Raw genomic sequence first — 20,279 nt, 5'->3', positions numbered from 1 at the left:
CTTAGTCATGACTATTCGCGTCGCCATCAACGGTTACGGTCGCATCGGCCGCAACATCCTGCGTGCCCACTACGAAGGTGGCAAGAAGCACGATATCGAAATCGTCGCCATCAACGACTTGGGTGATCCCAAGACGAACGCGCACCTGACGCGCTATGACACCGCCCATGGCAAGTTCCCGGGCACCGTGGAAGTCGACGGCGACTTCATGGTCGTCAACGGCGACAAGATCCGCGTGCTGGCCAACCGCAATCCGGCTGAACTGCCCTGGGGCGAACTGAAGGTTGACGTCGTGCTGGAATGCACGGGCTTCTTCACGACCAAGGAAAAGGCCGGCGCGCACATCAAGGGCGGCGCCAAGAAAGTCATCATCTCCGCCCCGGGCGGCAAGGATGTGGACGCCACCATCGTGTTCGGCGTGAACCACGGCGTGTTGAAGTCGACCGACACCGTGATCTCGAATGCATCGTGCACCACGAACTGCCTGGCCCCGCTGGTCAAGCCGCTGAACGACAAGCTGGGCCTGGAAAACGGCCTGATGACGACCGTTCACGCCTACACCAACGACCAGGTCCTGACCGACGTCTATCACGAAGACCTGCGCCGCGCGCGCTCGGCCACGATGAGCATGATCCCCACGAAGACCGGCGCTGCCGCCGCCGTGGGCCTGGTCCTGCCGGAACTCAATGGCAAGCTGGACGGCTACGCCATCCGCGTCCCGACCATCAACGTGTCGCTGGTTGACCTGTCGTTCGTGGCCAGCCGCGACACGACCGCCGAAGAAGTGAACAGCATCCTGAAGGCCGCCTCGGAAGGCGAACTGAAGGGCATCCTGGACTACAACACCGAACCGCTCGTCTCGGTGGACTACAACCACAACCCGGCCTCCAGCACCGTTGATGCGTCGCTGACCAAGGTTTCGGGCCGTCTGGTCAAGGTCTCGTCCTGGTACGACAACGAGTGGGGCTTCTCGAACCGCATGCTCGACACCACCGTCGCGCTGATGTCGGCCAAGTAAGCAACACGGTCAGTCCAGAGGGGACGGATTTGTTTTTCGCCATGGCGGAAAACGGGTTCGTCCCCTTTGTTCGCCCATCGTAGGAGTTGAATATGTCCAAAGTTAATACCCTGTCCGCGCTGGCCAAGTCCGGCGCCCTGTCCGGCAAGCGTGTGTTCATCCGCGCCGATTTGAACGTCCCGTTTGATGACGCCGGCCGCATTTCCGAAGACACGCGCATCCGCGCCTCGGTGCCCGGCATCCGCCTGGCGCTGGACGCCGGTGCTGCCGTGATGGTCACGTCTCATCTGGGCCGTCCGACGGAAGGCGTGCTGACCGAGGCGGATTCACTGGCCAAGGTCGGACAGCGCCTGTCCGAACTGTTGGGCATGCCCGTTCAACTGGTGCGCGATTGGGTCGACGGCGTGCAGGTCGATCACGGTCAGGTCGTGCTGCTGGAAAACTGCCGCGTGAACGTCGGTGAGAAGAAAGACGACGAAGCGCTGGCAAAGAAGATGGCTGCGCTGTGCGACGTCTATGTCAACGACGCATTCGGCACGGCTCACCGGGCTGAAGCCACCACCCACGGTATCGCGCGCTTCGCAACGGTAGCCTGCGCTGGCCCCTTGCTCGAAGCCGAGCTCGACGCCCTGGGCCGTGCGCTGCATGAACCCAAGCGTCCGCTGGTTGCCATCGTTGGCGGTTCCAAGGTGTCGACCAAGCTGTCCATCCTGCAATCGCTGGCCGACAAGGTTGATCAGTTGGTCGTGGGCGGCGGCATTGCCAACACCTTCATGTTGGCTGCCGGCTTGTCCATCGGCAAATCGCTGGCCGAGCCCGACCAGGTGGACCAGGCGCGCGCCGTGATCGACATCATGAAGCAGCGCGGCGCGGCCGTGCCGATTCCGGTGGACGTGGTGTGCGCGAAGTCCTTCGGCGCGGACGCGGAAGCCACCGTCAAGGCTGCCACTGACGTGGCTGACGACGACATGATCCTGGACATCGGCCCGCAGACCGCGGCGCAGTTGGCCGAGATTCTGAAAAAGGCGGGCACCATCGTCTGGAACGGCCCCGTGGGCGTGTTCGAGTTCGACCAGTTCGCCAATGGCACCGAAGTGGTGGCGCGCGCCATCGCGGCCTCGGAAGGCTTTTCGATTGCGGGGGGCGGTGACACGCTGGCCGCCATCGCCAAGTACGGCATCGGCGACCAGGTTGACTACATCTCGACGGGCGGTGGTGCGTTCCTGGAATTCCTGGAAGGCAAGACCCTGCCGGCTGTCGCTGTGTTGGAAGCACGGGCAGGGCAGTAAAAGGCCCCACGCCACGCCCGCTGTGCGGGCTTGCAGCCCCCTCGGGGGCTGCTCCGTCTTGGGGCTGCTCCGCCCTTGGGGCGGCCCGACGGCGGGGCGGCTATTCTTGCGGCGGGCGTGCGCTGCGCGCCATTCGAGGCAGGGGTGTCATTGACGCCAAGCCGACGACTCCCTCTGCCAGAACACTATTCCATCTTTGCGCCCGAGATCTTCACGATCTCTGCATAGCGTTGGATCTCCGCCTGGATGAAGGCGCCGAATTCCGCGGGGGTCTGGCCGGCCGGCACCAGCGCGCCCATCCCTTCCATCCGCTTCTTCACTTCCGGGTCGGCCACCACCGCATTGACTTCCTTGTTCAGCCGCTGCACGACGTCCGCCGGGGTGCCAGCGGGCGCGACGATGCCATACCAGGCTGACGCATACATCTTTGGCACGCCCGCTTCGTCGAACGTGGGCACGTCCGGCAGGGCCGGCAGGCGCTGGTGCGAGGCCACCGCCAACGCGCGCAGGGCGCCGGCCTGGACCTGGGCGAGCGATCCGGTGTCCAGCATCATATCGACTTGACCCGCCAACAGGTCGGACACGGCGGGGCCGCTGCCCTTGTACGGGATGTGCAACACGTCCGCCCCCGTCAGGTGCTTGAACATTGCGCCAGCCAGATGCTGCGACGAGCCCACGCCGCCCGAGCCGTAGTTCAGTTTGCCGGGTTCGGCTTTGGCCGCCGCCACCAGGTCCGCGACCGACTGGAACTTCGATTGCTTGGGCACTTCCAGGATGTTCGGGATCTCGGCGACGAAGGCGACGGGGGCAAAGTCTTTTGCGGCGTCGAAGCCCAGGCGCGAATACAGGTGCGGATTGGCGGCATTGGTGGAACTGGTGGCCATCAGCAGCGTGTAGCCGTCGGCCTTTTCACGCACGAAGGCGGCGGTGCCGATATTGCCACCCGCGCCGGCTTTGTTGTCCACGATCACCGTCTGGCCCAGGCGTTCGGTCAGGCGCTGCGCCAGCAGGCGGCCCAGCGCGTCCGTCGCGCCCCCGGGGGGCCACGGCACCACCAGTTTGATGGGGCGTTCGGGGTAGGTCTGCGCGTGAACGGCGGGGGCGATGCCAGCGGCAAGCGCGGCCAGGACGAACATGCGGCTAGCGCGCCGCAGGAAGGCGAAGGACATGGAGTCTCCAGAAGTGCCGGCCCTGGAGTCCGCGCCGGTTGGGGCGGGATGGCGGGCCGTGTCGATGTACAGGCGCGGTGTGATGCCGCTTTTCTTATGCGGGGGACTCTACGCAATCCGCATTCCATACAAAAGGGATAAATAATCACTAAACTTCATTCCGAAAAGGAATGGTGGGCCGCCAGCGTTTGATCTTGCACGGTTTCAGTTGCGCGGCCTTGGTGTAGGCTTGGCGAAGTTTCCGCGCCTTCTCGGAAACGCTTCTTTCAGGTCGTCTGGCAGCACCATGAATCTACGTTTTTTCCCTGGCCTGAATAATTTCCGTGGCATGACCCGGGACTCGGCGCGGCGCGACGTCATGGCCGGCCTGAGCGTCGCGGCGGTGGCCTTGCCGGTGGGCCTGGCCTACGCGGCGATGATGGGCGTGCCGCCCGTGGCTGGCTTGTGGGCCGCCATTGCCGGCATGCTGGGCTACGCGCTGTTCGGCTCGTCGCGCACGCTGATCGTCGGGCCGGATACGGCGACCTGCACGCTGATCGCCGCCACCCTGACGGGCATGGCGCTGACCTCGCCCGAAGACCGGCTGGTTGCCGCGACCGGCATTGCGCTGACGGTCGGGGTGGGCTGCCTGATCGCGCGCGTGCTGCGGCTGGGCGTGCTGGCCAATCTGCTGTCGCGGCCCGTGCTGATCGGCTATATGGCAGGGGTGGCGATCACGCTGGCGCTGTCACAGCTAAGCGGGCTGACGGGCGTGGGGCTGCGCAACGCCGGCCTGGTGCATCCCTTCCTGGAATTGTCGCGGCGGCTGCCGGAAGTGCAGATTCCAACCTTGCTTCTTGGCCTGGCGTCATGCCTGTTGCTGGTGGCGGTAAAACGTTGGCGGCCGACCTGGCCGGGTCCGATCTTGCTCGTCGTGGGTGGCTGCCTGCTCTCGTGGATATTTGACTTTCCGGGGCTGGGCATCGCGGTCGTGGGTGAAGTGCCCGCCGGCCTGCCCGGCTTCAGCCTGCCCGTGCGGCTGGAAGGCGTGGACAGTATTCTGCTGGGCGCGGCGGGCGTGCTGGTGGTCAGTTTTTCCAGCGGCATCGTCACCGCGCGCAGCTTTGCCGCGCGCACGGGTGAACACGTCGACCCCAACCGTGAACTGGTGGGATTCGGCGCGGCCAACGTGGCGGCGGGCCTGTTTCAGGGGTTTGTCGTCACGGGTGCCGATTCACGTACTGCGGTGGGGCTGGTCGCGGGGGGATCGTCGCCGTTGGTCAGCGTCAGCGCGGCGGTGGCGTTGGCGATCGTGGTGGGCCTGCTGAGCGCGCCGCTGTATTGGCTGCCGCAGGCGGTGCTGTCGGCCATTCTGCTGCTGGCGGCAGCCAGCCTGTTCGATGCCAAGGCGTTCATTCGCTTGGCCCGGATTTCGCGAATCGAACTGGCCTTCGGTGTTTTGGCCGCGGTGGGCGTGGTGGGCTTTGGCGTGCTGCAAGGCGTGGCCGTGTCGGTGGGCGCAACCCTGTTGTACGCCATGTACGTCTCGGGCAATCCGCGCGATGCGCTGCTGGGCCGGCTGCCCGGGGAATCGGTGCTGGGCAAGTTGCACCTGAACCCCGAAGCGCGGCCCGTGCCGGGCATTGTCGTCTGGTTGTTTGAATCATCGGTCTGGTTCTTCAATGCCGATGCCTTCCGCCGCCGCGCTCGCGAAGTCATGGAGCAGGCGGGCGATGTGCAATGGTTCGTGTTGGACGCCGAAGCGATGACCCAGGCGGATGCGGATGCGGTCGAAGCGCTGTATGAGTTAAAGCGCGAACTGGACGCTCGTGGCATCACACTGCTGGTCGCGGGGGGGCACGGCCAATTCCGCATGGCGCTGGAACGTTCGGGGCTGACCAGGAAAATTGGCCGCGACAAAATATTCGGCAGCCCCGAGCAGGCGGTGGAAGCCGTCGAGCGCTGGCGTCAGGACGCGCCTGCCACGCTGGCCTGACGCTAATCGATGATGTGGTAGCCGCCGTCGATGTACAGCGTCTGCCCGGTCATCAGGCGGGCGGCGTCGGTGGCCAGCCAGGCGGTGGCTTCGCCCACATCGTCGATCGACACCAGGCTGCGTGCCGGCGCTTTCGATTGGGCGCGGTCCAGCAGCGCATCAAATTCAGCGATGCCGGATGCGGCACGGGTTTTCAATGGCCCGGGCGATATCGCATGGACTCGAATGCCCTGCGGGCCGAGTTCGGCGGCCAGGTACCGGGTGGCGGATTCCAGTGCTGCCTTCACCGGCCCCATCATGTTGTAGTGCTCCACCACCATCTGCGACCCGTAATAGCTCATGCAGAAGAGGGCGCCGCCCTGGGTCATCAGCGGCTCGGCCAGCTTGGCCATGCGGATGAAGGACCAGCAAGATACATCCATCGCTTGCAGGAAACCGTCGCGCGAGCAGTCCGTCACGCGGCCATGCAGGTCCTCGCGGGGGGCGAAGGCAATGGAGTGCAGTACGAAGTCCAATTGGCCCCATTCAGCCGTGATGCGATCAAACACGGCCTCCAGTTCGCCCTCGTTCAGCAAGTTCAACGGCATCAGCAGCGACGCATCCACCTGTTGTGCCAGCGGCTCCACATGCGGCAGGGCCTTGTCGTTCAAGTAGGTCACGGCCAATTCGGCGCCCAGCGCCCGGAACGCCTTGGCGCATCCCCAGGCAATGGAATCGGCATTGGCGATGCCGGTGACCAGACCGCGCTTGCCGGCCAGCGGCAACCGCGCATTCGTCATCGGCTTGTCGGTCAAGGGCGCGCTCATCGTTGGCGCACCAAGGCCAGGGTATGTTGCGCGATGATCAGCTCTTCATTCGTGCGGATCACATAGACGCCGATGCGGCTGTCGTCGCTGGAAATTCGGGGGCCGTGGTGGGCGTTGCGCTCCGGGTCCAGCTTGATGCCCAGCCAACCCCAATGGTCGGCGACCGCCTGGCGGATGTCGGCCGAGTTTTCGCCGACGCCTGCGGTAAAGACGATGCCGTCAATGCCATTCATGGCGCAACCCAGGCCGATCATGCCTTCGGCCACGCGCCAGGCGAAGTACTTCAGCGCCAATTGGGCCGAAGGCGCATCGCTGGCCAGCAGTTCGCGCATGTCGTTGCTGATGCCGGACAGGCCTTTCATGCCGCAGTCGTGATAGAGCAGGTGCTCGATCTGGTCATGGTCCATGCCGCGTTCCATCATCCACAGCACCACGCCCGGATCCAGCCGGCCGGGGCGCGTGCCCATGGGCAGTCCTTCCAGCGCGGTGAAGCCCATCGTGCTGTCCACGCTCTTGCCTTCATGCATGGCGCAGGCGGACACGCCGGACCCCAGGTGCGCGGCGATGATTTTGCCCATGGCCAATTCGGGCAGGGCCTGGCGCAAGCGCTGCGCGATGTACTCGTAGGACAGACCATGGAAGCCATAGCGGCGCACGCCTTCCTGATACAAGGATTCGGGCAGTGCGTAGCGGTCGGCTACGTCGGAATGGCTGCGATGGAACGCGGTGTCAAAGCATGCGACTTGCGGAATCCAGGGCCGCCGCTCGCGGATCACGCGAATGGGCGCCAGGTTGTTGGGTTGATGCAGCGGCGCCAGCGGGGTGAATGTGTCCAGCTTGGCCAGGATGGCGTCGTCGATCAGGACGGGCTCGGACAGGTCCGGGCCGCCATGCACCACGCGATGCCCCACCGCCAGCGGAGCGCCGCCCAGATGGCCGCTTAGCCACGTGCCGACGACTTCCTGCGCGTTGGGTACGTCGGGTGCGTGGCTGGGCGCGATGTCGCGTTCCACCAGGGTCTGGCCGGCGGCGTCGCGCACCCGCAGTCTCGGATGCGAGGTGCCGATGCCTTCCAACTGGCCGCCCAGGCGCGGCGCCAGCTCTTGCTTGTCGTCGATGTCGTACAGGTAGAACTTGATGCTGGAACTGCCGGCGTTGATGACAAGGATGGTGTCGCTCATGGCTCTGGAATCCGGTAGCGTGTTTGGGGGCGTCAGGCCAGCGGGCGGGCCGCCTGCTGGCTTAGGTGGTGGGCGTAGATCGCCGCCACGGCGCAGGAAGCCAGGCGCGAGCGCGGGCTGTCGGCGCGACTGGTCAGAATGATGGGCACGCGCGCGCCCAGCACGATGCCGGCCGCTTCCGCGTTGGCCAGGAAGGTCAGGTTCTTGGCCAGCATGTTGCCGGCTTCCAGGTCGGGCACCACCAGCACCTGGGCCACGCCAGCCACGGGCGACCGGATGCCCTTGATGCGGGCGGCATCCGGGCTGATGGCGTTGTCCAGCGCCAGCGGGCCATCCAGCAAGCCGCCGGCAATTTGGCCACGGTCGGCCATCTTGCACAGCGCGGCGGCTTCGATGGTGCTGGGGATGTTGGGCGTGACCTGCTCCACGGCGGACAGGATGGCCACGCGCGGTTCGCCCAGACCCAGGCCGTGATGCAGGTCGATCACGTTGCGGATGATGTCCGCCTTGGTTTCCAGGTCAGGAAAGATGTTGATGGCGGCATCGGTGATGAACAGCGGTTCCGCGTAGGTGGGCACTTCCATGATGAACACATGGCTGATGCGCCGGCCGCTGCGCAGGCCTGTCGTGCGCGCCACCACTTCGTGCATCAGTTCGTCGGTATGCAGGCTGCCCTTCATCAGCAGGGTAGCCTCGCCGTTGCGCACCAGCGCCACGGCGGTCTCGGCCGCCGCATGGCTATGCGGCACATCCACGATGCGGGCATCGCCCAGGTTCAGCTTGAACTGAGCGGCGGTTTCCCGGATCTTCCGTTCCGGGCCCACCAGGATGGGATGCAGCAGGCCCAGGTCCCGCGCTTCCAGCGCTGCCGACAACGAAGGTTCGTCGCACGGGTGGGCGATGGCGCAAAACGCCGGCTCCAGCGTCTGCGCGCGTGCGATGAGTTTGTCGTAATGCGTCGAGGTAGGCAGGGTCATGCGGTCTTGGCCTTGGCGGGTTGACGGGCTGCGGTCTTGGCGGCGCGTTTGGCAGTGGGCTGGGTCGCGCGCTGGGGTGCAGTCTTAGCGGCAGTCTTAGTTGCCGTCTTGGTTGCAGTCTTGGTTGCCGCCTTGCCTGGCACCTTGGCCGCCTTCTTGGCCGCAACCTTCGGCGCGGCTTCAACAGCTTCTGCTGCCTGGACGGCTTCGGGATGCGGCTTGGCCTTCTTGGCCGGCACCTTGGCGGCCGCTTCGACCAGCTTCAAGGCCGGCGCGGTGGGCGCGGCGGGCGCGAGTTTGGCTGGGGCCTGCGCCTCGCCGTGCTTCTGCGCGCGGCGTTCGGCCGCGACGAAGATGCGTTCCATTTCATCCAGGCTTTCCCGGGCGGCCGGGCTGAGCGGTTCGGCGGCTTCCAGCACGCGCTTCATGGTGTCCAGCGCGTCGCGGATAGCGGGGGCCGGTGACCCTTCCAACAGGTGCGGCATGGCGCGGATGGCGGCGCTGGAATCCAGCGTCAGTATCAAGGCCTGGTCGCGCGTGATGTCCTTGAACTCCTGCAAGGTCAGCGCGTTGTCGGATTCGGCGCGCATCTTGCGGATCAGCGCAAAGCTGCGTTCGTCCAGCCCGCCTTCGGCGCCGGACACATACAGCAGCATGCGGATGGCGGCCACACGCAAACCGCCTTCCTGCACCATGGAACGCAGTTCGGTGGCGCGCTCTTCCATGAAGCGGCGGTGTTCAGGCGACACGCCCGGATGCTTGCGCGGCGGTCCCGATTTCGCGCCCAGCCCGGCCAGGTCCTGCACCAGCGGCGAACCATAGACGCCCATGAAGGTGCGTTCGTCGGCGGAATCGCGCAATTCCTGCCAGATGTTCAGGCTGGTCTCGACCAGGTTCGAGAACATTTCCTGAGCCATCAGGAAGGGATTGGCGGGCGATACCGCTTGGCGATGTTCGCGGACCTGCTCGGCGATCTTGGCGATGGGGGCGATGACCGGATTGCGATCCGAGATCAGTTCATAGGGCAGGCGCAGCGGATGCAGGCGTTGGCCCCATTCCGCGGATTGCGGCGTCACCATCGCGCGCAGCCACGGCTGCATGAAGCTGCGGTAGATGCCCAGGTTGATGTCCGAGATGCGGGCCACGGCGGCGAATCGGCGGTCATCTTCTTCCTTGCGGTCGACGATGGCGCGCACGTCATCCAGGTTGCGCTGTTCAAACGACAGCACGTAATTGCCCGAAGCCAGATCCGCGTTGAGGGTGTCGGGCGTCTTGTCGGCAATCTCGGCCTGATAGATGCCGGGGGGCAGCACGTCGATCATGTCGATATTCGACGTGAATTCCTGGTGCTCTTTGCGGGCCACGCTGCCGGACACGAAAATACCCAGGTGGCCGATGCTTTCGTGCACGGCGTAGACGATCGTCTGGCCATGCGCCAGCACTTCGGCTTCGTTCTGGTACAGGTCGGGGATCCAACCCAGCGCCTGGGGCGGCGGGGTGATGTTGTCGCCCTTGGAGCAGAACACCACGATGGGCGACTGGATGTTGCGCAAATCGATGCGGATGCCATCGGACGTCACCAGACCGGCCGTGGATAGCCGGTTGCCCACGAACAGGTTGTCGACGATGTACTGGATTTCGGGGCCGTTCAGGAAAACGTGCCCGCCCCACCATTTCTCGAAGCTCAAGTAGCGGCCGGCTTCGGTGTCCACCTTGGAGTACAGGTTGTACTGCTTGGACCACAAGGTATTGGCCGGATTCAGGTTTTCAAAGTTCTGCACCAGCCAGGCGCCGTCGAACTTGCCGTTGCCCAGGTCGCTGGTCATCGCCGTGAGCCAACTGCCGCCCAACAGGCCGCCGGCATAGCGCATCGGATTCATGCCGCGCCAGCCCGCCCAGTACGACAAGGGGGCGCCGGCCACGATGATGGGACCGAACAGTTCGGGGCGGATGGCGGCGGTCATCATGATCTGCCAGCCCGCCTGGCAGTTGGCGACCACGACGGGCTTGCCTTCCGCATCGGGGTGCAGCGAGATGATTTCTTCCAGAAAGCGCGCCTCGGCCATCATCACGTCTTCGACGGTCTGCTCGGGCATGGGTTGCGGCAGGAAGGTCGCGAAATAGCAGGGATGTCCTGCACGCACCGCCACGCCGATTTCGCTTTCCGGCTTGAAACCGCCGATGCCGGGGCCGTGGCCCGCGCGCGGATCCACCACCAGGAAGGGGCGCTTGATCGGGTCGGTTTCCACGCCCGCCGGGGGGGTGATGCGCAACAGGCCGTAATTCACCGGGCGCGGCAATTCGCGGCCGTCCAGCACCAGTTCAAATTCCATGCTGAGCACGTTGGGTGCGCGCTTGGCCATGTGCTCGTGGTATTGGTTGCCGCGCTGGCGCAGCACGTCGGCGTAGAGCACGCCTCGCTGCCAGGCATCAACGGCATATTCGTAGGCGGCCGTCCAGGGGTTGAAGGACGGGGTGGGGACGCGATCGTTGCCGGATCCGGCCATGGCGATCTCCTGTAAGTTGCTCCCGACGGCGGAAGGCCGCCGGGCCGATCCCGAGTGGAACCGGCCGAGTTGACCTCCCCATTACACCGCATAGAATGCTGCGTCGCAACATCGGGTCGGTTGATGGCAGTCAAAGATCGTGAAGTCTCTGTCCCTTTTTTGGCGCGCGGGCAGTCAAACCCGGGCGCCGGACGCGCATTGCGCCTGGGTCAGCCGTCGTGGTGGCAGACGGCTTCGATGCGGTTGCCGTCGGGGTCCAGCAGAAAGGCGGCGTAATACTGCGGATGATAGTGCTCGCGCAGCCCGGGTGCGCCCCCATCGCGGCCGCCGTGAGCCAGGCCCGCGGCGTGGAATGCGTCGACGGTAGCGCGGTTGGACGCCTTGAAGCACCAGTGGTGGCGGGCGCCAGCCGGGTCGGGCGACGCGCCGGGGGTAGTCAGGACGGACAAGTAGGTGTGCTGGCCGCTGCCCGGGCCGCAACGTTCGCCGTAGCCCAGGGCGTCGGGCCGGTCATAGACCTTGGCCGCGCCCAGTGCCTGCATCACGGCGTCATAGAACGGCCGGGCATCAGACAGCCCGGAAACCGTGATGGAGACGTGATCCAGTAATTGCATCGCGGCCCCGGGCGGCTGTCAGGCCCGCGCGTCGGCGTTGTGCTCCAGCCATTTCTGGACAGAGGGCCGTTGCCATTGGGCGTCGGCATAAGCGCGCAGGGAGTCGGGCAGGTCGTCCAGCGCCAGGCGCTTCAGCATGACCGCCAAGTCCGTGTCGGCAATACACCATTCATCGAACAGGGAGGTCTGGTCCACGCCAATAAGGTAGCTGGCCACCTGGATCAGCTTGGCCGAGGCCGCGTGCGCGGCGTCGGACAGGGGCTGGCCGGCGGCACCGTAGAACACTGTTTCCGTGGGACGTTCCTGACGCAGCGCGGCCAGGTCGCTGCGCAACCAGGCCTGCAACTGGCGGGCGCGGGCCCGTTCGCGCGTCGCTTGGGGATACAGCGCGGTATGCGCAGGCGCGGGGAATACGTCTTCCAGGTATTCCGCGATGACGCTGGATTCGGTCAGGTTGAAGCCGTCATGCGTGAGCGCGGGCACACGTGCCGTCAGCGCGCGGCATTGATACGGTTGCATCCGTTGCTCGCCCGCTTCCAGATCGATCGGGCGCAACTCGAAGGATAATTTCTTTTCAGTCAGCGCCACATAGGCCGACATGGCGTACGGGCTGAGAAACTGGGAATCAACGTATAGCGTAATCGGGGCGCCCAAATCTTGTCTCCGGTCAGGCGGGGTCGTGGATGGCGGTGCGGAACCGACGGATGGCGCGGCGCCGCGTGAATGGCAAAGCGTAACGCAATTGCAATTTCGCGTGTCGCGCCGGCGCGTCAGTCGACGATGAAGAGCTTGGCGCCCGTGGTGGTGGACGAGCGATGCGGCTCGGCCTGGTCAGCCACCTGATAGCTCATGCCCGGGGTCAGGACGAACTGCCGGCCGTCTTCCAGCTCGGTATGCAGTTCGCCTTCCAGACAGAACAGGATATGGCCCTTGCTGCACCAGTGGTCGGCCAGATAGCCCGGCGTGTATTCCACCATGCGGACCCGCAGGTCGCCGAACTGCCGGGTGCGCCAATAGGCCATGCCGGTGTCGCCAGCGTGTTCAGTGCGTTCCACCTCGGACCAGTCCGTGGTGCCGAAGGGGATGTTGCTCATCTTCATCGTGAATCCTGCGGTGTGGGCCGGCGGCGTGTTCAAAGGATGCCGCTCGGCAAAAAACAAATACTACGCCACTCATGCGACAAGTTTCTTTTGCCAGAACATCGCGCGGCCCGTGGTGTCGTCCAGCGCATAGCCTTCAAAGCCCAATTTGCGGTACAGGCCCTGGGCGACGGCATTGCCTTCCAGCACTTCCAGCGTGATCTTGCAGCAGCCCATCTGACGGGCCCGATCCTCTAGTGCGCTCAGCAGCTGTTTGCCAACGCCCTGACCCTGGAAGCGCGAGGACACGCCCAGGTCGTGCAGATTGATGAGCGGCCGGCAGGCAAAGGTGGAGAAGCCTTCCAGGTAGATCGCCACGCCAGCGGGCTGGCCATCGACCTGGGCCAGCAAGGCGTGGGCGGTCGGGCGGCGAGCCAGTTCGGCGATCAGGTTCTGCTGCGCGTATTCCGGCAGCGGTGAGTTGCCGCCCATGGGGCCGCTGGCATAGTCGTTCAGCATGGCCAGCACCTGGCGGCCGTGGTCCGGATTGGAGAAGTCAACGTCAATGATTTCCAGCACGATCGGTTCCTATGTCTGATCCTGGCCGGAGACGGCCGGCCACGCCCTGGAATCGGGGCAACCTGACATTATGCACGCACGTCGGCAGCTGATATTGCGCATTGAAAAATCGGTTCGCAACCCCTATCTTCTTGATATTCAAGGCCGGACGCGGCACCGCCCGATGCGGCCGAAACCCTTAAGGTGAGCTGGAATATGGAGTTCAAGGACTACTACAGCATTCTCGGGGTGGAGCGCAGCGCCTCCGAAGACGAAATCCGGCGTGCTTACCGCAAGCTCGCCCGCAAATATCATCCCGACGTCAGCAAGGAAAGCGACGCCGAGGTCCGCATGCGCGACGTCAACGAAGCCTATGACGTCTTGCGCGACCAGGAAAAACGGCTGGCCTACGACAATCTTGCCGCCGGCGTGTCGTCCGACGGCGGCTTCCAGCCGCCGCCTGGATGGGACGAAGGTTTTGAATTCCATCGAGGCGCGGCGCCCGGCGACGAAGCGCAGTTCAGCGAGTTCTTTTCGTCGCTGTTTGGCGGCCGTGGCCAGCGAGGCGGCCCGCGTCAGCAGGACTTCCGCGCGCGCGGCGACGACCATCATGCCGCCATCGAAGTGGACCTGGAAGACGCGCTCAAGGGCGCCACGCGCGACATCAGCCTGAGATCGATGGAGATGGACGACCAGGGCCATCCCCACATGAAGACCCGCACGCTCAGCGTGCGCATTCCCCCGGGTGTGCGTGAAGGCCAGTACATCCGGCTGGCGGGGCAGGGCATGCCCGGCTATGGCGGCGGGGAAAACGGCGACCTGTATCTGGAAGTGCGCTTCAAGCCCCACCCACGCTATCGGGCGGAAGGCCGTGACCTCTATATGACGTTGCCCGTCGCCCCCTGGGAAGCCGCGCTGGGCGCGCAGGTGGATACGCCCACGCCGGGCGGTACGGTCGAGGTGTCGATCCCGGCCGGGTCGGGCAATGGGCGCAAGCTGCGGTTGCGCGGACGCGGCATTCCGGGCGATCCGCCGGGGGATTTGTACCTGGTGCTGGACCTGGTGCTGCCGCCGGCAGATAGCGAGGCCGCCCGGGCGGCCTACCGGAAGCTACAGCAGGATGTGCCTTTCAACCCACGGCGCCACTTGGGGGTTTGACCATGAAGAAGCTTGTCATCACCAGCGCCACCGTCGTGGGCAAATCGCAGCCGCTCAGCGCGGACGACCTGGCCCGCGCCTGCGGCGCGGAAGTGGAATGGGTTGCCCAATTGGTTGAAGTCGGCATCGTCAACGCCAATAGCCCGCAGCGTGCGGAATGGTGCTTCTACAGCGTCGACCTGCAACGCGCGCTGCATGCGCGCCGCTTGGAGCACGACTTCGGCGCCAGCCTGGACGCCGTGGCGTTGATCCTGGACCTGAGCCAGGAAGTCCGGCGCCTGAAAGCGCACCTGCGGGCGCTGGGTGCGCCAGAGCAGTGAAATCGCGGCCTCGAGGCAGCGACTCGGGGTAGGTAAACTACTCGCTTGTTTCACCACAATGAACAAGCGAAAAGCATCTTGGAGACGTCTTCCCCCCGCGCGCCTGCCCTGGCAGGCAGCGCGCGCATCGATGGGCTGAAGTCCTGCCTGCCCGTCATGATTGGCTATTTCCCCGTGGCCGTGACCTTTGGCATCGCGGGTGTCGCGGCCGGCCTGACCCCACTGCAAGTCGTCCTGATTTCCGTGTTCGTCTATGCCGGCGCCAGCCAGTTCCTGTTGCTGGCATCGATCAAGGCCGGCACGCCCTGGCTCTGGGTCGTGGCGCTGTGTTCGCTGCTGAACGCCCGCCACTTGCTCTATGGGCCGCTGTTGTCGCGCTTTTTGCCCGCCGCGCTGCGCGACCGTCTGAAGGTCGCTTTTCTGCTGACCGATGAAGTCTTTGCCACGGCGTTCAACCGCCTGCAAAGCGTGCCGCCAGGCCGCCGCCAGGACTGGATGATTGCGCTGGGGCTGGGTGCCTGGCTGACCTGGATCGCCGGAACCGCCGTTGGCGTGTATGCCGGCGATGGCCTGGAGCGCCATTTCCCCATGTTGTCGCAGGTGATGCGCTTTGCCTTGCCGGCGCTGTTCATGGCGCTTGTCTGCCAGAGCGCCAAGCGGGGCATGGGCCTGCCTGTCATTGCCGCGGTGGCGGGGGCCGGCGTGGTGGCCGCGCTGGGGCATGGCAGTCTGGCCATCCTGGTGGGCGCCGTCATCGGCTGCGCCGTCTATCGTCTGAAGAGGTCCGCATGAACGTCGAAGGCTTGGGTTTCTGGGGCGCGGTGACGGCGATGGCCGTCATTACGTATCTGACGCGCGCGCTGCCATTCATGCTGTCCGAACGCAGTCGCCTGCTGCGGCATCTGTCGCGCGAAGGCTCGGCGCTGGCCGCGCTGGGCCCCAGTTTGCTGGCGGGCATCGCGGCGGCCGTCATCGTGCCGGATCTGCTGGATGCGGGCGCTGACGCGGCCCGTCTGGCGCCATACGTGGGCGGCCTGGTGGTCACGGGCGTGGCCGCGCGTCTGGTCAGCAATACCGGCGTGGCCGTGTTGCTGGGCATGGCGGGATACGGGGTGTTGCTGGCCTTGGCGGGCTAAGACCATCCAGGCAAAATGACCGGACTCTTCAAGGAGGCCGATCATGCTTACGCTCTACCATGCGCCGCGCTCGCGGTCGTTCAGGGTCCTGTGGTTGCTTGAGGAACTGGGCGTGCCCTATGACACTGAAATGGTGTCGATCCGTGGCACCGATAGTGCGGGCCACATGCCTGCGGACTACGTTGACATTCATCCGCACCGCAAAGTGCCGGCACTGGTGCATGACGGGGTGCCCATATTTGAAACTCCGGCCATTGCGCTGTATCTGACGGACATGTTCCCAGAGAAAGGGCTGGGTCCGCAGGTCGGCGACGCGAATCGCGGCCCCTATCTGACCTGGCTGTCTTATTCGACCGGCGTGTTCGAGCCCGCGATGGTTGAACGCATCGTCAAACGGCCGTACGAGCCCAGCGGCCAGGGCTGGGGATCAGCGGACGAGGTGGAACAGGTGCTGACGCGCGTCCTGCAAACGCGCCCCTATTTTCTAGGCGCCCACTTCTCGGCTGTGGATATCGTGCTGGGCGGCGCGCTGCAATACATGATGCAGATGAAGGTGATGCCCGAATCGCCGGTGTTCGGCGCCTATGTCGAGCGCTTGGGAAATCGCCCGGCGATGCACCGGGCGTTGCAGCGGGATGGCGATATCGAAGAGAACTGACGCCCGTCGCGGCGGGGCAGGCCTGGACCCTAGACCCTGGCCTGGCCCTGGATGCGTTCGCGCAGGTCCGCCTGCCATTGGGCCGGGCGGCCCAGATAGCGGCTGGGCTCCAGCAGCGTGAAGACACCATTGTGTTCCAGCGCCATCGTCGGAAAGCCCGAGCCGCCAACCTGCGCCAGCAATTTGCGGCTGGCGGCGATGTGGGCGGCCGTATCCGCCCCTTCGGCGGCGGCGTAGGCGGCGTCGAAGGCATCGCCGTCCAGGCCAATTTCCCTGGCCAGCGTCTTCAGCACATCGGCCTTGGCGATGCGCAAGCCTTGCACATAGTGCGCGCGTTGCAGGCGCTTGAGCAGGTCCAGCCCACGGCCGGCCACGGCGTCGGCGGCCAGAATGGCAGTGGTGGGCGGTTCGGAATCGAACACGGCATCCGCATCGCGCAGCAAGCCGTCGAAGTAATCCTTGCCGAACACCTGTCCGGTCATGCCGGCGATGCGTTCGTCGTGGGGCATGACGTAGCGGCGCAGTGCGTCGGTGACGGGCTGGCGGTTGCTGCCGGTCATCATGCCGCCACCATGGGCGGCGACCGTCAGGCCGGCGATGCCGCGTGCGGCGTCCACCAGCGGGGCGGCGCCATAGCACCAGCCGCAAAGCGGATCAAATAGGTAATGCAGAGTGGGGGTGTGGGTAGCCATGGCGTCATGGTAGACGCGGGCAAAGGCGGAAAACAGCCTGGCGCGGTAGCCAGAGTGTTGCATCGGCCGTGCAGATTGCCTGCACGGCCTTTGGGGGGCGCGCGATCAGCCGGTGATCTGCACGCCGATCCAGAACAGGCCCGCTGCCAGCGCCATCGACGCGGGCAGGGTCAACACCCAGGCCAGCAGAATGTTGCGCACCGTGTTGCCTTGCAATCCGGTCTTGTTGGCGATCATCGTGCCGGCCACGCCGGACGACAGCACATGGGTGGTGGACACGGGCAGGCTGAACACGTTGGCCAGGCCGATGGCGGCCACGGCCGTCACTTGCGCCGACATGCCTTGGGCGTATGTCATGCCTTGCTTGCCGATCTTCTCGCCCACGGTCAGCACCACGCGGCGCCAGCCGACCATGGTGCCCGCTCCCAGCGCCAGGGCCACGGCCACGATCACCCAGAAGGGGGCGTATTCGGTGGTCGCGGTCAGGTCGGCTCGCAGGCGTTGCAGGTCGGCGCGTTCGCGGGCGGGCAGCCCTTCGATGCGCGACACCTTCTTGGCCGTATCGTCCAGGCACAGCAGATAGCGGCGGACGTCGATGCGCTTTTCGGCGGACAGGTCGGCGTAGTTGCTGACGCCGGCCAGATCGGTTTGCAGCGCGGCGATGGTCGGCAAGGTCAATTCCGGGTCGCAGCGGAAATTGCGCGGCAGTTCGGTCGTTGCATCCGCCCGCTTGAGCGCCAGGAAATCGCCCAGCATGGCTTCGTTGCGCTGGTAGAACACGTTCAAGTGGTTCGCGGCGTCGCGGGTGCGTTCGATCTGGTACGTGGTGCTGGTCGTGTCCAGCACGAAGTTGGCCGGCACGATGCCGATCAAGACCAGCATGATCAGGCCAATGCCCTTCTGGCCGTCATTGGATCCGTGCACGAAGCTCACGCCCATGGCCGACAGCACCAGCACCAGGCGATTCCAGAACGGCGGGTGCTTTTTGTTGTCGATCGCACGGCGTTGATCCGGCGTCTTGTGCATCTTGGACAGCGGCAGCCAGCGCTTGAGCAGCAGCAGCAGACCACCCGCCACCAGGAAGCCCGCCACCGGTGACGCCACCAGCGACAGGCCGATATCGACGGCCTTGCCCCAGTTGACGCCATCGGCCAGCGGCAGATCGGTGATCAGCGCGTTGGCCAGACCCACGCCCAGGATCGAGCCGATCAGGGTGTGTGAGCTGGACGCGGGGATGCCGAAGTACCAGGTGCCCAGGTTCCACGCGATGGCGGCCGCCAGCATGGCGAACACCATGGCCAGCCCGCGGCCGGTATCCACGTTGATCAGCAATTCAACGGGCAGCAGATGGACGATCGCGTAGGCCACGCCCACGCCGCCCAGCAGCACGCCCAGGAAGTTGAAGATGCCCGACAGCACGACCGCCAGGTGCGGCGGCATGGCTTTGGTGTAAATGACCGTCGCCACGGCGTTCGCCGTGTCGTGGAAGCCATTGATGAATTCAAAGGCCAGGACGAATGTCAGGGCCAACACAAGACTGAGGCCAACCCAGAGATCTAGGCCGTGGAATAGGTCGAACATGGAGGCGGGGGGCGAGGTTCCGGCGAGAGGAGCCGATTATTGCAGATTTGTGACCTGACCCTGGTTGCGTTGAAAAACCAATTTACAGACTCGCCCCGCCGGCCCCGCTTTTAGAATTTCGAGTACTGGAATTCGATTTCCATGGGTTTGCCCAGATTGGCGGCGGTATCGGCCTGGATCAGCAGCACGGCCAGGACGCCCAGATACAGCAGGCAAAGCCAAAGGGATCTTTTCATTTGCGGGCGCCTCTCACGGTCGGAACACTTCGGCTATCTTCTGGTTGACTCGCAGCCATCCCAGTTCGCCCAGGTGTTGCACGTCGCGCAGCATGCCCACCTCGAAGGGCGCGCTGTACATGTCCATGCAGGTCATCGCGTAGCGCTGGCATAGTCCGGCGACTTCCTGCTGGATGGGCTCGAAGCGGGCCAGATCCTTGAACACCATCGGGTGCAGGGGCTGCATCACGAACAGCGCGTTTACATTGTGCTGGCGCAGCAGCGCCATCAGCGCGGTCAATTCCCGCAGCTCGTCGCGGCCGGTCAGCGGCTGGGGTTGGTAGGCGGTCTTGCCGCCCTCGGGAATCGTGCGCAGGTACTTATTGAAGAATTCGTCCCGCACGGCGTAACGGTTGCTGGTCATCAGGTCCTGCTCGGCGCTCTGCGCCTGGTTGGCCAGGGCGTCCCAGTCCACCACGCGGGCGGCGGCGGCCGGGCCCTCCTGTTCGCGTTCGGGCACGGGCGCGGCATAGGCTGGCGTCCACAGGTCGACCAGACGCTGGCGCAGAACGTAGGCCTGCTCGGTCATCATGGACCACGCGACGCTGGCGTCGCCCTTGTCGCGCAGCCAGCGCGCCAGCTCCGCCCGGCCCTGGGGCTGCTTGAGCAAACGGGGCAGCAACGGGTTGGCGTGTTCCTTGAATTCATCCGGTCCCAGGCCGCCGTCACCGTCGAACCAGCCGGGCGACAGCATGACGACTACCCGCGAGGCCGGTGACAGGTCATCGGCCAGCGCGGCCAGCACCAATTGCATGCCCAGCGACTGGAAGCCCGAATGGCCATACGCCAGCACGGGCATCTGCAACTCATCCGCCAGATAGCGGTACGGCACGAAGCGCAGGTCGTTGCTGGTCAGTTCGGACGATCCGAGGATCACCAGCCGGTCCCCCGTGCGCAGCGCCTGGCTCATCCGCGACAGGTTGCGCGTCTGTTCTTGCAGGGTATTGCCCAGGTTGGGAAGGTAGATCCCGGGAGCCGCCGTGGGTACGGGTTCCGTTTTCAGGGCCAGGAAATGCCAGGCGCCCCAGCCGCAAGCGGCGGCGACGGACAGGGCCAGCGTCGCGGCCAGCGCGTGCTGCCGAAGGGTGCGTTTGAACATGGAGGGTGCGAATGGGCGTTACGCGGCCGAATACGGAATTACATTGTTAGCGAATGTTATCCAGCACGTATGACCGAAACAAGCGCGAGAAAGCGGGGCCGGGGACGATTCGCTTTTTTGCCACAACGTTGTGGGCGTGCGGCACCGGGACCATCGCGCGTCCTCCTGGGAAAGAATGCGATAGCAT

At 65.1% G+C, this 20,279-nt stretch carries 21 protein-coding genes; 8 read left to right on the top strand and 13 right to left on the bottom strand.

The features are described from left to right. Positions 1-7: 7 nt before the first annotated feature. Complete coding sequence (gene gap, locus HV753_RS30720) at positions 8-1,018, top strand: type I glyceraldehyde-3-phosphate dehydrogenase (protein WP_006221200.1); 1,011 nt, start codon at positions 8-10, stop codon at positions 1,016-1,018. Positions 1,019-1,110: 92 nt separating this feature from the next. Continuing rightward, positions 1,111-2,307: a phosphoglycerate kinase gene (locus HV753_RS30715; protein ID WP_175178348.1), complete on the top strand. Its 1,197-nt coding sequence runs from the start codon at positions 1,111-1,113 to the stop codon at positions 2,305-2,307. A gap of 185 nt (positions 2,308-2,492) precedes the next feature. On the opposite strand, the gene HV753_RS30710 is transcribed toward HV753_RS30715, so the two are convergent. Further along, positions 2,493-3,476, bottom strand: a complete 984-nt coding sequence (locus tag HV753_RS30710; protein WP_175178347.1) for a Bug family tripartite tricarboxylate transporter substrate binding protein — start codon at positions 3,474-3,476, stop codon at positions 2,493-2,495. Positions 3,477-3,762: 286 nt separating this feature from the next. Between HV753_RS30710 and HV753_RS30705 the strand changes: the two genes are divergently transcribed. Then, entirely contained in the window at positions 3,763-5,451 is a 1,689-nt protein-coding gene (locus HV753_RS30705; RefSeq protein ID WP_175178346.1) for a SulP family inorganic anion transporter, read from the top strand. A 2-nt stretch (positions 5,452-5,453) separates the two neighbouring features. On the opposite strand, the gene fabI is transcribed toward HV753_RS30705, so the two are convergent. The 8 genes from fabI to HV753_RS30665 form a co-directional block, all read right to left on the bottom strand. Next, positions 5,454-6,257: an enoyl-ACP reductase FabI gene (gene fabI / locus HV753_RS30700; protein WP_246288429.1), complete on the bottom strand. Its 804-nt coding sequence runs from the start codon at positions 6,255-6,257 to the stop codon at positions 5,454-5,456. Continuing rightward, the gene (locus HV753_RS30695) at positions 6,254-7,438 is read right to left on the bottom strand and encodes an acetate/propionate family kinase (protein ID WP_175178345.1); all 1,185 of its coding nucleotides are present in this window, start codon (positions 7,436-7,438) and stop codon (positions 6,254-6,256) included. The genes fabI and HV753_RS30695 overlap by 4 nt, the downstream gene beginning before the upstream one ends. A 32-nt stretch (positions 7,439-7,470) precedes the next feature. Further along, positions 7,471-8,415: a phosphate acetyltransferase gene (locus HV753_RS30690; RefSeq protein WP_175178344.1), complete on the bottom strand. Its 945-nt coding sequence runs from the start codon at positions 8,413-8,415 to the stop codon at positions 7,471-7,473. Beyond that, positions 8,412-10,922: a DUF3141 domain-containing protein gene (locus HV753_RS30685; RefSeq protein ID WP_175178343.1), complete on the bottom strand. Its 2,511-nt coding sequence runs from the start codon at positions 10,920-10,922 to the stop codon at positions 8,412-8,414. Before HV753_RS30685 ends, HV753_RS30690 begins: the two co-directional genes overlap by 4 nt. 209 nt (positions 10,923-11,131) lie before the next feature. Then, positions 11,132-11,536, bottom strand: a complete 405-nt coding sequence (locus tag HV753_RS30680; RefSeq protein WP_175178342.1) for a VOC family protein — start codon at positions 11,534-11,536, stop codon at positions 11,132-11,134. A gap of 18 nt (positions 11,537-11,554) precedes the next feature. Continuing rightward, positions 11,555-12,190 (bottom strand): glutathione transferase, encoded by a 636-nt coding sequence (gene yfcF / locus HV753_RS30675; RefSeq protein WP_175178341.1) that lies wholly within the window; start codon positions 12,188-12,190, stop codon positions 11,555-11,557. Between the two features lie 116 nt (positions 12,191-12,306). Next, positions 12,307-12,636 (bottom strand): DHCW motif cupin fold protein, encoded by a 330-nt coding sequence (locus HV753_RS30670; RefSeq protein WP_175178340.1) that lies wholly within the window; start codon positions 12,634-12,636, stop codon positions 12,307-12,309. A gap of 72 nt (positions 12,637-12,708) precedes the next feature. Beyond that, entirely contained in the window at positions 12,709-13,194 is a 486-nt protein-coding gene (locus tag HV753_RS30665; protein WP_175178339.1) for a GNAT family N-acetyltransferase, read from the bottom strand. A 195-nt stretch (positions 13,195-13,389) separates the two neighbouring features. On the opposite strand from HV753_RS30665, the gene HV753_RS30660 reads away from it, so the two are divergent. The 5 genes from HV753_RS30660 (at position 13,390) to HV753_RS30640 (ending at position 16,445) form a co-directional block, all read left to right on the top strand. Next, on the top strand, positions 13,390-14,331 hold the full coding sequence (locus HV753_RS30660; protein ID WP_175178355.1) for a DnaJ C-terminal domain-containing protein: 942 nt from the start codon (positions 13,390-13,392) through the stop codon (positions 14,329-14,331). Positions 14,332-14,333: 2 nt separating this feature from the next. Beyond that, complete coding sequence (locus HV753_RS30655; protein ID WP_175178338.1) at positions 14,334-14,651, top strand: chaperone modulator CbpM; 318 nt, start codon at positions 14,334-14,336, stop codon at positions 14,649-14,651. A 78-nt stretch (positions 14,652-14,729) separates the two neighbouring features. Next, positions 14,730-15,443, top strand: a complete 714-nt coding sequence (locus tag HV753_RS30650) for an AzlC family ABC transporter permease (protein ID WP_175178337.1) — start codon at positions 14,730-14,732, stop codon at positions 15,441-15,443. Next, positions 15,440-15,787: an AzlD domain-containing protein gene (locus tag HV753_RS30645; RefSeq protein ID WP_175178336.1), complete on the top strand. Its 348-nt coding sequence runs from the start codon at positions 15,440-15,442 to the stop codon at positions 15,785-15,787. Before HV753_RS30650 ends, HV753_RS30645 begins: the two co-directional genes overlap by 4 nt. A gap of 43 nt (positions 15,788-15,830) precedes the next feature. Beyond that, positions 15,831-16,445, top strand: coding sequence for a glutathione S-transferase family protein (locus HV753_RS30640; RefSeq protein WP_175178335.1), 615 nt, complete (start codon positions 15,831-15,833; stop codon positions 16,443-16,445). A gap of 29 nt (positions 16,446-16,474) precedes the next feature. On the opposite strand, the gene HV753_RS30635 is transcribed toward HV753_RS30640, so the two are convergent. The 4 genes from HV753_RS30635 to HV753_RS30625 form a co-directional block, all read right to left on the bottom strand. Further along, positions 16,475-17,137 (bottom strand): DsbA family protein, encoded by a 663-nt coding sequence (locus HV753_RS30635; protein ID WP_175178354.1) that lies wholly within the window; start codon positions 17,135-17,137, stop codon positions 16,475-16,477. Between the two features lie 105 nt (positions 17,138-17,242). Continuing rightward, on the bottom strand, positions 17,243-18,718 hold the full coding sequence (locus tag HV753_RS30630) for an inorganic phosphate transporter (RefSeq protein ID WP_175178334.1): 1,476 nt from the start codon (positions 18,716-18,718) through the stop codon (positions 17,243-17,245). Positions 18,719-18,828: 110 nt separating this feature from the next. Continuing rightward, on the bottom strand, positions 18,829-18,954 hold the full coding sequence (locus HV753_RS31315; RefSeq protein ID WP_281370991.1) for a hypothetical protein: 126 nt from the start codon (positions 18,952-18,954) through the stop codon (positions 18,829-18,831). Positions 18,955-18,967: 13 nt separating this feature from the next. After that, positions 18,968-20,092 (bottom strand): D-alanyl-lipoteichoic acid biosynthesis protein DltD, encoded by a 1,125-nt coding sequence (locus tag HV753_RS30625; RefSeq protein ID WP_175178333.1) that lies wholly within the window; start codon positions 20,090-20,092, stop codon positions 18,968-18,970. Between the last annotated feature and the right edge of the window lie 187 nt (positions 20,093-20,279).

The organism is Achromobacter pestifer, from assembly GCF_902859625.1.
Taxonomy (GTDB): Bacteria; Pseudomonadota; Gammaproteobacteria; order Burkholderiales; family Burkholderiaceae_B; genus Achromobacter; species Achromobacter pestifer.
Note: the sequence above shows the minus strand (reverse complement) of the source record. Positions and strands in the feature narration are given on the sequence as shown.